This is a genomic window from Nonomuraea rhizosphaerae, assembly GCF_019396405.1.
Classification (GTDB): domain Bacteria; phylum Actinomycetota; class Actinomycetes; order Streptosporangiales; family Streptosporangiaceae; genus Nonomuraea; species Nonomuraea rhizosphaerae.
In genome coordinates, this window is the sequence record NZ_JAHKRL010000164.1 from 1 (window position 1) to 11290 (window position 11290).

Annotated in this window: 11 protein-coding genes; 8 read left to right on the forward strand and 3 right to left on the reverse strand. The window is 70.5% G+C overall.

The window, feature by feature from the left end; genetic code table 11:
- The first annotated feature begins 56 nt into the window (after nucleotides 1-56).
- Nucleotides 57-329: a MoaD/ThiS family protein gene (locus KME77_RS07895; protein WP_219463495.1), complete on the forward strand. Its 273-nt coding sequence runs from the start codon at nucleotides 57-59 to the stop codon at nucleotides 327-329.
- Between the two features lies 1 nt (nucleotide 330).
- A complete protein-coding gene (locus tag KME77_RS07900) occupies nucleotides 331-1278 on the forward strand; it encodes a PLP-dependent cysteine synthase family protein (protein WP_219463475.1) in 948 nt (315 codons plus the stop codon).
- Nucleotides 1279-1491: 213 nt separating this feature from the next.
- Here KME77_RS07900 and KME77_RS07905 read toward each other — a convergent pair whose 3' ends face one another.
- Both KME77_RS07905 and KME77_RS07910 read right to left on the reverse strand, forming a co-directional pair.
- Complete coding sequence (locus KME77_RS07905; protein WP_281424067.1) at nucleotides 1492-3258, reverse strand: DUF3352 domain-containing protein; 1767 nt, start codon at nucleotides 3256-3258, stop codon at nucleotides 1492-1494.
- A 170-nt stretch (nucleotides 3259-3428) separates the two neighbouring features.
- A complete protein-coding gene (locus KME77_RS07910) occupies nucleotides 3429-3755 on the reverse strand; it encodes a hypothetical protein (protein WP_219463479.1) in 327 nt (108 codons plus the stop codon).
- Between the two features lie 95 nt (nucleotides 3756-3850).
- Between KME77_RS07910 and KME77_RS07915 the strand changes: the two genes are divergently transcribed.
- The 3 genes from KME77_RS07915 (at nucleotide 3851) to KME77_RS07925 (ending at nucleotide 6278) form a co-directional block, all read left to right on the forward strand.
- The gene (locus KME77_RS07915; RefSeq protein ID WP_219463480.1) at nucleotides 3851-4642 is read left to right on the forward strand and encodes a thioesterase family protein; all 792 of its coding nucleotides are present in this window, start codon (nucleotides 3851-3853) and stop codon (nucleotides 4640-4642) included.
- Between the two features lie 62 nt (nucleotides 4643-4704).
- A complete protein-coding gene (murI, locus tag KME77_RS07920; protein WP_219463482.1) occupies nucleotides 4705-5529 on the forward strand; it encodes a glutamate racemase in 825 nt (274 codons plus the stop codon).
- Entirely contained in the window at nucleotides 5526-6278 is a 753-nt protein-coding gene (locus KME77_RS07925; protein ID WP_219463486.1) for an MBL fold metallo-hydrolase, read from the forward strand. The genes murI and KME77_RS07925 overlap by 4 nt, the downstream gene beginning before the upstream one ends.
- A gap of 25 nt (nucleotides 6279-6303) precedes the next feature.
- Here KME77_RS07925 and KME77_RS07930 read toward each other — a convergent pair whose 3' ends face one another.
- Complete coding sequence (locus KME77_RS07930; RefSeq protein WP_246609398.1) at nucleotides 6304-7545, reverse strand: MFS transporter; 1242 nt, start codon at nucleotides 7543-7545, stop codon at nucleotides 6304-6306.
- A gap of 68 nt (nucleotides 7546-7613) precedes the next feature.
- On the opposite strand from KME77_RS07930, the gene rph reads away from it, so the two are divergent.
- Genes rph through KME77_RS07945 form a run of 3 tightly spaced genes read left to right on the forward strand, consistent with a single transcriptional unit; the run spans nucleotide 7614 to nucleotide 10705 of the window.
- Nucleotides 7614-8333 (forward strand): ribonuclease PH, encoded by a 720-nt coding sequence (gene rph / locus KME77_RS07935; protein ID WP_219463490.1) that lies wholly within the window; start codon nucleotides 7614-7616, stop codon nucleotides 8331-8333.
- Nucleotides 8330-8923 (forward strand): RdgB/HAM1 family non-canonical purine NTP pyrophosphatase, encoded by a 594-nt coding sequence (gene rdgB, locus KME77_RS07940; protein ID WP_219463493.1) that lies wholly within the window; start codon nucleotides 8330-8332, stop codon nucleotides 8921-8923. The genes rph and rdgB overlap by 4 nt, the downstream gene beginning before the upstream one ends.
- Before the next feature lie 36 nt (nucleotides 8924-8959).
- Nucleotides 8960-10705: a molybdopterin-dependent oxidoreductase gene (locus tag KME77_RS07945; protein WP_308250607.1), complete on the forward strand. Its 1746-nt coding sequence runs from the start codon at nucleotides 8960-8962 to the stop codon at nucleotides 10703-10705.
- Nucleotides 10706-11290: the final 585 nt, after the last annotated feature.

Genomic DNA, 11290 nt, shown 5'->3' on the forward strand with positions numbered 1-11290 from the left:
GGCCGTCGGCGTTGGTGCCGACGGGACGACGACCTGACCCGAGGAGACTGAGCGAGATGGCCATCGAGGTCCGCATTCCGACCATCCTGCGTAACTACACCGGCGGCGCCAAGGCCGTCGACGCCGAGGGCGCCACCCTCGACGAGCTGATCAGCAATCTTGAGTCCCAGCACCCCGGCCTGAAGGAACGCCTGATCGACAAGGGCAATCTGCGCCGGTTCGTCAACGTGTACCTGAACGACGAGGACGTGCGCTTCCTGGGCGGCCTCGGCACGCCGGTGTCCGACGGCGACACGGTGACCGTGCTTCCCGCCGTCGCCGGCGGGTGACATGCGCTTCGACTCGTTGATCGACTCGGTCGGCCGCACGCCTCTGGTCGGCCTGCCCCGCCTGTCGCCGTCGGGCGACGTGCGGGTCTGGGCCAAGCTGGAGGACCGCAACCCGACCGGGTCGATCAAGGACCGGCCCGCGCTGTGGATGGTCGAGCAGGCGGAGAAGGACGGCCTGCTCACGCCGGGCTGCACGATCCTGGAGCCGACCAGCGGCAACACCGGCATCTCGCTGGCGATGTCGGCCAAGCTCAAGGGCTACAAGCTCATCTGCGTGATGCCGGAGAACACCTCGGAGGAGCGCCGCCAGCTCCTGCGCATGTGGGGCGCGGAGATCATCTCCTCGCCGGCCGCGGGCGGCTCCAACGAGGCCGTGCGGGTGGCCAAGGGGCTGGCCGCCGAGCACCCCGACTGGGTGATGCTCTACCAGTACGGCAACCCGGCCAACTGGCGCTCCCACTACGAGTCCACGGGGCCCGAGATCCTGGAGGACCTGCCCGGTGTGACCCACTTCGTCGCCGGGCTCGGCACGACGGGGACGCTGATGGGCGTGGGACGGTTCCTGCGCGAGCGGGTGCCCGGCGTGAGCATCGTGGCCGCCGAGCCGCGCTACGGCGAGCTGGTGTACGGGCTGCGGAACGTGGACGAGGGGTTCATCCCGGAGCTGTACGACGAGTCGGTGCTGACGACGCGGTTCTCCGTGGGGTCGGCCGACGCGCTGCGCCGCACGCGGGAGCTGCTGTCGTCGGAGGGCATCTTCGCGGGGGTGTCCACGGGGGCGGCGCTGCACGCCGCCCTGGGGGTGGCGGCGAAAGCGGTCAAGGCGGGCGAGGCGGCGGACATCGTTTTTGTGGTCGCCGACGGCGGCTGGAAGTACCTGTCCACGGGGGCGTACGAGGGCACCCTGGACGAAGCCGAATCGCGCCTCGAAGGTCAGCTCTGGGCGTGACCCCTTTTCCTTATTACGGCACGCATGGGCCGGCCCCAGACGCCGTACATGGCTGAGGGCCTCCAGGGGGACGGCCGCTGACCGGACGGTGGCCGGGCGCCGATACGGCCCGGCCGACCACCGGAGCGGGCCACAGCCGACAGCCCGAATATGTTCCTCGCATACGAAAACCGGTGGCCGTCCCGTTTCTTGGGGCGGCCACCGGTTCTTCGGCTAGTTGAAGAGCAGGCGGAGGGAGAACGTGGCCTCCGTGTCGGTCTGCTTGCCGCTCAGGCCGACCGCGCGGAGCACCTGGAGGTTGGCCTTCTCGTCGCCGTTCATGCTCTGCAGGTAGTACTTCTCGACCTTGTCCAGGTCCACGAACAGGGCGTAGGTCGCCTCGTCGGAGTCCGGCACGGCGGTCTGGAACGTCTCGCTGTCGCCGAGTGTGCCGTCGGCCGCCAGGGCCTTGGCGTACTCGTCGGTCGTGGCCAGCGTGAACGTGCCGTCACCGGCCGTCTTGGACAGCTTGGGAGCCGGCTGCCCGCTGGAGGTCATGGCCTTCTCGATCTTGTCGACCACGGCCTGGGCCTTGGCGGGGTCCGTCACGATGCGGATGCCGCCCTTGGGCAGCTCGCCGTCCAGGCCCTCGCTGTCGACCGCGAGCGTCAGGTTCCTGCCCAGGATCGTCGACAGGTCGTCGGGCAGCTGCAGGCCGTAGGTCTGCTGCGCCTGGTCGAGGAACTGCTTGAACGCGGGCGTCGCGGCGGCCGACTTCTGGATGTCGGCCCACTTCTTGGTGATGATCTGGTCGAGGCCGGAGAACGACAGGGCGCCGGCGGTCGAGGCGGGCAGGGTGCCCATCTTGACCGGCTCCAGGTCGCCCTCCACCATGCCCTCGGCGCCGCGGACGACGCCGGCCAGCTCGGCGTAGGCGCTGTCGAAGCGCAGCGCGCCGGCGAACCGGGCGTTCTTGACCTGGTCCAGCGCCTGGGCCTCCTCGGCCGACAGGTCGGTCTTGGCCAGTTCGCCGATCTTGCCGAGGTGCGCCCAGAAGGACAGCACGCCCTGCTCGCCGATGGCGCTCACGTCGTCGCTGAACTCGACGTTGCTGGCCAGGCTGGTGGTCTCGGCGGCGTACTTGTCGGCCTGCGCCTGCGTCTGGGTCAGCAGCGCGTAGTCCTCGCGGAAGGCGAGACCGAACTTCTCCTCGCCCATCAGCTTCGTGATGCCGGCCTTGGCCTGCGCCTCGTCCTTGACCTGGACGGCCACGGCGAAGTCGGGCTCGGACTTGCCCGACGGGATGACGGCCACGCCGACGCGGCTGCCGAGCCAGGGATCGACGTCCTTGGCCCAGTCGAGCTTGCCGAGGCCCGCGTCCTGGGACAGGTCGAACAGCGCCTTGCGCGGGTCCTCGCCGCGGAAGCTGTCCTTGGTGACGGTGAACTTCCTGCCGATCTGGAACAGGGCCAGCTTCTGGTTGGCCGCCGGGTCCAGGTCGAGCCGGATGTAGGCGATCGAGTTGGCGGGCAGCACCTCGTGCGGCTGCGTGCCGCCGCCGCCGATCGCGCCCACCGCCCAGACCGCGCCGCCGCCGAGCAGGACCACGGCCAGCGCCGAGGCGATGGCGATGATCCAGCCCTTGCGGCCCTTCTTGGGGGGCTCGCCGGGGCCGAAGCCGTCGGGGCCCTGCTGCTGCCAACCGGCCTGCATGTACTCCTGCTGGCCGTACGAGGGCGGCTGCTGGGCGTAGCCCTGCTGCGCGTAGCTCTGCTGGCCGGAGGCCTGCTGGTTGTAGCCCTGCTGGCCGTAGTTCTGCTGGCCGTATTGCGGCTGCTGCCCGTACTCGGGGGCTTGCTGCTGCTGTCCATATGAAGGCTGCTGCCCGTACGAAGGCTGCTGGCCGTACTGGGGTGACTGCCCGTGGGACGCCTGCTGCTGGCCGTACTGCGGCTGCTGGTAGGACTGCTGCGGCGGATACGGCTGGCCCTGCAACGGCATCGTCGGGGGGTTCGCGGACTGCTGCTGCTCCTGGCTCCAGCGATACCGCGTGGTCCGATTAGGATCCTGGCCACTCTCGGGGATATTCGCAGACATCACTCAACTCACAATGTGGACTTTTGACCACAAGAAAAGTAGCTGATGTTGCTAGACGGTCGCTTGCAATGTACTTAGACCCGAGTGAGCTCCTTACGGGACGTGCTGATGTGCACCTCGCCGTCGCCGTGCTCGACGATGCTCGACCACGGCACGAACGCCGACCGCACATAGACCACCCGTGACAGCAGCTGGGCCAGCCAGCTCCAGCGTCCGTGCCGGTCACGGGTCACGCGGAGCAGGACGGGCCCGCGGACGGCCGAGACCACCAGGCCGCAGATGGTGGCGCTCTGCTGCAGCTCGCCCCTGTGCTTGATCACGCGGACGTCCACGATGTGGCCGACCCACAGCCCGTTGGGGTCCCATACGGACTGCCCCATCAGTTCCGTAACGCCTGTCATGATCAAAACTGTTGCAGCGAGATCGCATTTTCGCAGGTAGGCGCGCTGATGACCGGATGAGGTGAAGTGTGGAGGACTAGAATATAGTTCCGTACATGACCAAGTTCGACGAGGCCACCCAAGCCATCCGGGTCGACGAGACCACGTACGACGTCTGCCTCGACCCCGGCTACGTGATCGGCGGTCCCCTCAACGGCGGTTACCTGCTGGCGGTGATGCTGCGCGCGGTCGTGGACGCCTCACCGTTCGAGCACCCCGTGACCACCTCCGCCCAGTACCTCAGGGCGCCCGTCCCGGGACCCGCCAGGGTGCGGATCGAGCAGCTCAAGGCGGGCAGGACGGCCGCCTTCACCAGGGCGACGCTCGTCCAGGACGACGTGGCCCAGATCGAGAGCCTGGTCACCACGGCCACGCTGCACGGCGCCGACCCCCTGTACGCCGCCGGCCCCGCCCACGCGATGCCGCCCCTCGACGAGTGCGTCAAGCTGCCCGACCCCAAGCCCGAGTCCAACATGACGCTCAACGCCCAGATGGAGATGCGCTTCGACGCGCCCACGATCGGCTGGCTGCGCGGCGAGCCCTCCGGCCGGCCGGAGTCTCGCGCCTACTTCAGGATGGCCGAGCCCCAGGACCCCGACCCGTACGTGCTGGCGCTGGCCGTCGACTCGCTGCCGCCCGTCGTGTTCTCGGCCGGGGCGCGCGGCTGGGCGCCCACCGTCGACCTCACCTGGCACCTGCGCGCGCTGCCCGCCCCCGGCTGGATCACGCTGCTCGGCAGCGGCCGGCTGGTCGCCGACGGCTGGTTCGACGAGGAGGTGGAGGCGTGGGACTCGGCCGGCCGGCTCGTCGCCCAGTGCAGGCAGTTGGCACGGGTGGGACGGGGGTGACCAAACACACAGTGAGCATTCTTACGCAGTTGTGATGTCACAGGTCGCATACGCTCTGAAGCGTGCCGGACACGAGCATCGGGATCTTCGACAGCGGAGTGGGCGGTCTGACGGTCGCCAGAGCGATCATCGACCAACTGCCCCATGAGTCCATCACCTACGTGGCCGACACGGCTCGCCAGCCGTACGGGCCCAAACGCATCGCCGAGGTGCGGGCCTACGCGCTGGAGGTCATGGACCACCTGGTCGAGAACGACGTCAAGATGCTCGTGATCGCGTGCAACAGCGCCAGCGCCGCCGTGCTGCGCGACGCGCGCGAGAGGTACGACGTCCCGGTCGTCGAGGTGATCCAGCCCGCCACCCGGCGCGCGGTGCGCGCCACCCGCACAGGCAGGGTCGGAGTGATCGCCACCCGGGCGACGATCGAGTCCATGGCCTACCACGACGCCTTCACCGCGGCTCCTCACGTACAGCTCACCGGCGTGGCCGCCCCGCGCCTGGTGCAGTACGTCGAACGCGGCGAGACGACGAGCGAGGAGCTGATCGAGGTCGTGCGCGACTACCTGGCGCCCATCAGGGACGCCGAGTGCGACACGCTGATCCTCGGCTGCACCCACTACCCGCTGCTCACCGGCGCGATCTCGTACGTCGCCGGCGACGGGGTGACGCTCGTCTCCAGCGCCGACGAGACGGCCAAGGACGTCTACCGCATCCTGCACGACCGCGGCCTCGCGGCCGGAAGCGACGTCACCCCCCGGCACCGCTTCCGCGCCACAGGCGACTCCCTGCTCTTCGCCCGGCTCGGGCGACGCTTCCTCGGGCCGGAGATCGATGCGGTCGAAGTCACACCAGTAGGGGGTACTACCTCTAACGGGAGGCCCACATGAAGGTGACCATCGTCGGATGCTCGGGCAGTTTTCCAGGCCCGGACAGTCCGTCGTCCTGTTATCTCGTCGAGGCGGAGGGCTTCAGGCTGCTCCTCGACTTCGGCCACGGGGCGCTGGGCGCGCTGCAGCGGCACATCGGGCTCTACGACGTGGACGCCATCTGCCTGACCCACCTGCACGCCGACCACTGCCTGGACCTGTGCGCCTACCACGTGGTGCGCACGTACGGGCCGGACGCGCCGTACGCGCGCGTGCCCGTCCACGCGCCCGCCGACGCGGCGCGCCGGCTGTCGGCCGCCTACGGCATGCCGGAGGAGCCGAGCCTGGACACCGCCTTCGACTTCGTCCGGCTCGCGCCGGGCAACTTCGAGGTCGGCCCGTTCACCGTGACCGCGGGGCAGGTCAACCATCCGGTCGAGGCCTACGGCTTCCGCGTCGCGCACGGCGGCCGGAGCGTGACCTACTCCGGCGACACCGGGGAGTGCTCCGAGCTGGTCAAGCTGGCGGCGGGCGCCGATCTGCTGCTGTGCGAGTCGTCGTTCCTCGACAAGCCGGACCTGCCTACCGACCTGCACATGTCGGGCCGCCAGGCGGCCGAGCACGCGGCCAAGGCCGGCGTCGGCCGGCTCGTGCTGACCCATCTGGTGCCCTGGCACGACCAGACGAAGATCATGGACGACGCCTGCAGGGGCGGCTTCGACGGGCCGATCGACCTGGCCCGCAGCGGAGCCGTCTACGACCTCGCCTGAGCAGCGGAGCCGTCTACGACGGCTTCTACGACTTCGTCTGGAGCTGTGAGAAGTCGCGCAGGCGCGGCAGCGGCGAGAACAGCAGCGGCGCGAACGAGATCAGCCGCGCGCACATGAACACCCACAGCGCCTCGCGCACGCCGATCCGCTGCGCCACGATGCCGCCGATCAGCGCGCCCAGCGGCATCATGCCCCAGACCACGAACCTGACCGTCGCGTTGACCCTGCCCAGCATGGGAGCGGGCGTGACGGTCTGCCGGTAGGTGAGCTGGCCGACGTTGTAGACGATCGCGCCCCAGGAGAGCGCGATCGAGGTGATCGTGAAGAACGAGGCCCGCCAGTCGGCCTGCGTCATGGGCAGGAGCAGGCCGAAGGGCGAGGTGACGGTGAGGGCTAACCAGGTCATCCTGGCCGTGCCGTACTTCCTGGTCAGCCAGCCGGCGGTGAGGCCGCCGAGCAGTCCGCCGACGGCGCCGGACATGAGCAGGACGCCGATCCAGCCGGGCGGCAGCCGTACGACGTCGGCCAGGAACAGCACCGACAGGCTCATCACCGCGCTCAGCGTCAGGTTCGTCGCCGCGGTGGTCGCGATGATCGTCCGCAGCAGCCTGTCGCGCCAGGCGAACGCGAGCCCCTCCTTGATGCCCTGCAGCATCCGCGGCCGCTCCTCCTCGGCGACCGGGGGCTGGTCCGGGGTCTTCACCGCGCTCAGCAGCACCACCGAGCCGAGCGCGGCCAGCGCCGTGGCCAGCATGGTGCGGGACGCGCCCACCAGCTGCACCAGCGCGCCGCCCAGGCTGGGCCCGGCCAGCGCGCCGCCGGACCGGACGAACTCCAGCTTGGAGTTGCCGTCGCTCAGGCTGTCGCGGCTCACCAACTCGGGCAGATACGTCTGGTCGGCCACGTCGTTGAAGACCTGGGACACCCCGACCAGGAAGGCGACAACGCACAGCAGGCCGATGGACAGCAACCCCAGCGCGTCGCTGACCGGGATGCTCGCCAGCAGCAGGCACTTGGTCAGGTCGGAGGTCATCATCACCCGGCGTTTGCGCAGCCGGTCCACCCACACTCCGGCCGGCAGGCCGATGACCAGGAAAGCCGCGGTCTGCAGGGCGGACAGCACGCCGACTTCCAGCGGTCCCGCGTGCAGCGCGAGCACGGCTACCAGCGGAAGAGCCACGCGGGACACGTTGGCTCCGAGTTCGTTGGCGACGTGAGAGCTGAGGAACCGGAGGAAGTCAGGGCTTCGCAACACCCCCGTTGTCATTGCGTAAGGATCGCTGTGTCGGACACATTCGGTCAAGGGTGTTGCGTCGCGGAGATAGGGTGATCTGCATGTCGCGACAGGATGGCCGAGCCGCCGACCAGCTCCGCCCCATCACCATCACCCGGCAGTGGCTGACCCATGCGGAAGGCTCGGTGCTGGTGGAGTTCGGTGGCACGAAGGTCCTCTGCGCCGCCTCCGTCCAGGACAGCGTGCCGCGCTGGCGCAGGGGCAGCGGCCAGGGCTGGGTCACGGCCGAGTACGCGATGCTGCCGCGCGCCACCAACACCCGCAACGACCGCGAGTCGGTCCGCGGCAAGATCGGCGGGCGCACGCACGAGATCTCCCGCCTGATCGGCCGCTCGCTGCGGGCCTGCGTCGACTACAAGGCGCTTGGGGAAAACTCCGTGCTGCTCGACTGCGACGTCCTCCAGGCCGACGGCGGCACCAGGACCGCCGCCATCACCGGCGCGTACGTGGCGCTGGCCGACGCGGTCGCCTGGATGCGCGAGCGCCGGATGTGCCCGGGCGACCCGCTGGTCGGCTCCGTCGCCGCCGTCTCCGTCGGGGTGGTCGGCTCGATCCCCCTGCTCGACCTGTGCTACACCGAGGACGTAGCCGCCGAGACGGACATGAACGTCGTGATGACCGGCGAGGGCAGCTTCGTCGAGGTGCAGGGCACCGCCGAGGGCGCCCCGTTCGACCGCGCCGCCCTCAACAGCCTCCTCGACCTGGCCGTCGCCGGCTGCGAGGAGCTCACCCTGATCCAGCAGGAGGCCCTGGGCAAATGAGGATCGTGCTGGCCACCCGCAACCCGGGCAAGATCGCGGAGCTGCGCCGCATCCTGTCCACGTTCGAGATCGTGGGCGTGGAGGAGTTCCCCCACATCGGCGACGTGGCCGAGACCGGCATCACCTTCGAGGAGAACGCGCTGCTCAAGGCGCACGCCGTCGCCCAGGGCTCCGGGCTGCCCGCCGTCGCCGACGACTCCGGGCTGTGCGTGGACGCCTTCAACGGGATGCCGGGCGTGTTCTCGGCCCGCTGGGCCGGCCGGCACGGCGACGACCAGGCCAACCTCGACCTGCTCCTCGCCCAGATCTCCGACCTGCCCGAGGAGAAGCTGACGGCCCACTTCCGGTGCGTGGCCGCCCTGGCGCTGCCCGACGGCGAGTGGCGCACCGTCGAGGGCAGGCTGCCCGGTCACCTGATCAAGACGCCGCGGGGCGGCAACGGGTTCGGCTACGACCCGATCCTGGTGCCCGACGGCGACACGCGCACCACCGCCGAGATGTCGCCCGGCGAGAAGGACGCCATCAGCCACCGGGGCCGCGCCTTCCGCGCCCTCGCGCCCATCGTCCGGGACCTCGTAACCACCGCGTAAGAACCTCTCCCGGCCGGGCGGCGTAACGTCTAGACCGTGCAGAGGAACGACGTGATCCCCGCGTGGGCGGGCGCGCTGGCCGGGCTGGTGGCGGGCGGCCTGGCGCTCGGCGTGGCCCAGCTGGTCGCCGGGCTGATCAAGCCCGAGAGCTTTCCCGTGGTCGCCGTGGGCAACGTGGTCGTGGACAACTCGCCCGCGTGGCTCAAGGACTTCGCCATCAGATCCTTCGGCTCCAACGACAAGACCGTCCTCATCGGGGGCGTGCTCGTGGTGCTCGCGGTGGTCGCCGCGGTCATCGGAGTGCTGGCCCGGCGGCGGCTCGCGTACGGGGCGGGCGGGCTGGGGCTGTTCGCGGTGGTGGGGCTGCTGGCGGTGCTCACCAGGCCGGGAGCCGGGGTGCTGGACGCGGTGCCGACGCTGGTGGGGGTGCTCGCCGGGATCTGGGCGCTGAGGTGGCTGCTGGATCGGGCGGCGGTGATGTCGTACGCGCCGGGGTCGGAGCGGCCATCGGCGCCGGTGTTGCCCGCGCCGGTCGCCGCCGACCTGGACGACACTTCCACGGCCTCCGGCGCTTCCGGCGCGTCCGACGCTTCCGCGGCCTCTACGGTCTCGGCGGCTTCTGCGCCTTCCGGAGCTGCTGGAGCTTCTGCTGCTTCTGGGGCTTCGGACGGGGTCGAGCGGCCTGCCGTCATGCGGGCCGGTGGGCAGGTGTACACGTTCGACCGGCGGCGGCTGTTCACCGGCGTCGCGGGCGGGGTGGTGGTGGCGGGGGCGGCCACCTGGCTCGGGCGGGGGCTGGAGGGCCGTCAGGTGGCCGACAGCGCCCGGGTGTCCGTGGCGCTGCCCAAGCCCGCGGTCGCGGCCAAGCCGCTGCCGCAAGGGGTGGATCTCGGCATTGACGGCCTCTCGCCATTTGTCACGAAAAATCAGGACTTCTATAGGGTCGATACGGCGCTCATCGTGCCCAGCGTCGACCCCCAGCAGTGGAGGCTGCGCATCCACGGCATGGTCGACAAGCCCGTCGAGATCACGTACGCCGACCTCCTGAAGCGGCCCCTCACCGAGGCGGACGTCACGCTGACCTGCGTCTCCAACGAGGTCGGCGGCGAGTACGTCGGCAACGCCCGCTGGCTCGGCGCCCGCATGGCCGACCTGCTGCGCGAGGCGGGCATCCGGCCGGGCGCCGACATGCTGCTGTCCACCTCCGACGACGGCTTCACCGCCGGGACGCCGGTGGACGTGGTGATGGACGGGCGCGACGCGCTGTTCGCCGTCGCGATGAACGGCGAGGTCCTGCCCGTCGAGCACGGCTTCCCCGTACGCCAGGTCGTGCCCGGCCTCTACGGGTACGTGTCCGCGACCAAGTGGGTGGTGGACGTGAAGGTGACGCGGTTCGACCAGGACGAGGCGTACTGGACGCCGCGCGGCTGGTCCGCCAAGGGGCCGATCAAGGTGCAGTCGCGCATCGACCTGCCCGCCTCGGGCGCCTCGGTCAAGGCGGGCCGCACCACCGTCGCGGGCGTCGCCTGGGCCCAGCACACCGGCATCTCCGCGGTGGAGGTGTGCGTGGACGGCGGCGAATGGCGCCAGGCCAAGCTGGCCCAGGTTCCCGGCCCGGACACGTGGCGGCAGTGGTCCCTCGACTGGGACGCCACGCCCGGACGCCACACGATCGCGGTGCGCGCCACCGACGCCGCCGGACGCTCCCAGACCGACCAGCAGGCGCCCCCCGCACCCGACGGGGCGACCGGCTGGCACACCATCGAGGTGAAGGTCGGCTGACCCTTTTCCTGGCCGTTTGCGCAGGTAAGGAGGGTAATCGCGGGCGCGCCAAGTTGCCGACTTCCGCCTCCTGGGGCCGGTGCTCGCTCTACGATCGGTGGTCGAGCCATGACAGGAGGCCGGCGTGTTCCGCGACCGCGAGTCCAGCGTGCGGTGGGTTCTTCCGGAGGGGCACTACGACCCTGTGGTGGGGGACGGGATCAGGTGGAGCGACTACGAGCGCGCCGCCGACACTGACCTTCCCCCTTTGCCTGCCACTCACTCCCCGGCCACCGCACCGATCACCCCACCCGCCACCGGGACGCTCCCGGCCGGCCCGCCCCTGACGCCGCCACCGGGTGCCGTCCAGGCGGGGCCGCCGGTAGGCGGGTCGTCACCTTCGCCGGGGGGTGGATCGCCACCTCCGCCGGGAGGCGCGCAACCGGTCCCGCCTGGTGTTTCGGCTCTTTCGGGGGCGGCTCCGCTGCCGGGTGCGTCGGTGATCTCGCACCTGCCTCCGCAGGCGACGCCACCGCTGCTGCAGCAGGCGGCGGCCCAGACGGCCGTACAGGCCGCCGCGCAGGCGGCTGCGGAGGCGGCCGCCCG

Coding starts and splice junctions, on each gene's coding strand:
- KME77_RS07895 (WP_219463495.1), top strand. CDS start 57: ATGGCCATCGAGGTCCGCATTCCGACCATCCTGCGTAACTACACCGGC.
- KME77_RS07900 (WP_219463475.1), top strand. CDS start 331: ATGCGCTTCGACTCGTTGATCGACTCGGTCGGCCGCACGCCTCTGGTC.
- KME77_RS07905 (WP_281424067.1), bottom strand. CDS start 3,258: ATGCCGTTGCAGGGCCAGCCGTATCCGCCGCAGCAGTCCTACCAGCAG.
- KME77_RS07910 (WP_219463479.1), bottom strand. CDS start 3,755: ATGACAGGCGTTACGGAACTGATGGGGCAGTCCGTATGGGACCCCAAC.
- KME77_RS07915 (WP_219463480.1), top strand. CDS start 3,851: ATGACCAAGTTCGACGAGGCCACCCAAGCCATCCGGGTCGACGAGACC.
- KME77_RS07925 (WP_219463486.1), top strand. CDS start 5,526: ATGAAGGTGACCATCGTCGGATGCTCGGGCAGTTTTCCAGGCCCGGAC.
- KME77_RS07930 (WP_246609398.1), bottom strand. CDS start 7,545: ATGACAACGGGGGTGTTGCGAAGCCCTGACTTCCTCCGGTTCCTCAGC.
- rph (WP_219463490.1), top strand. CDS start 7,614: ATGTCGCGACAGGATGGCCGAGCCGCCGACCAGCTCCGCCCCATCACC.
- rdgB (WP_219463493.1), top strand. CDS start 8,330: ATGAGGATCGTGCTGGCCACCCGCAACCCGGGCAAGATCGCGGAGCTG.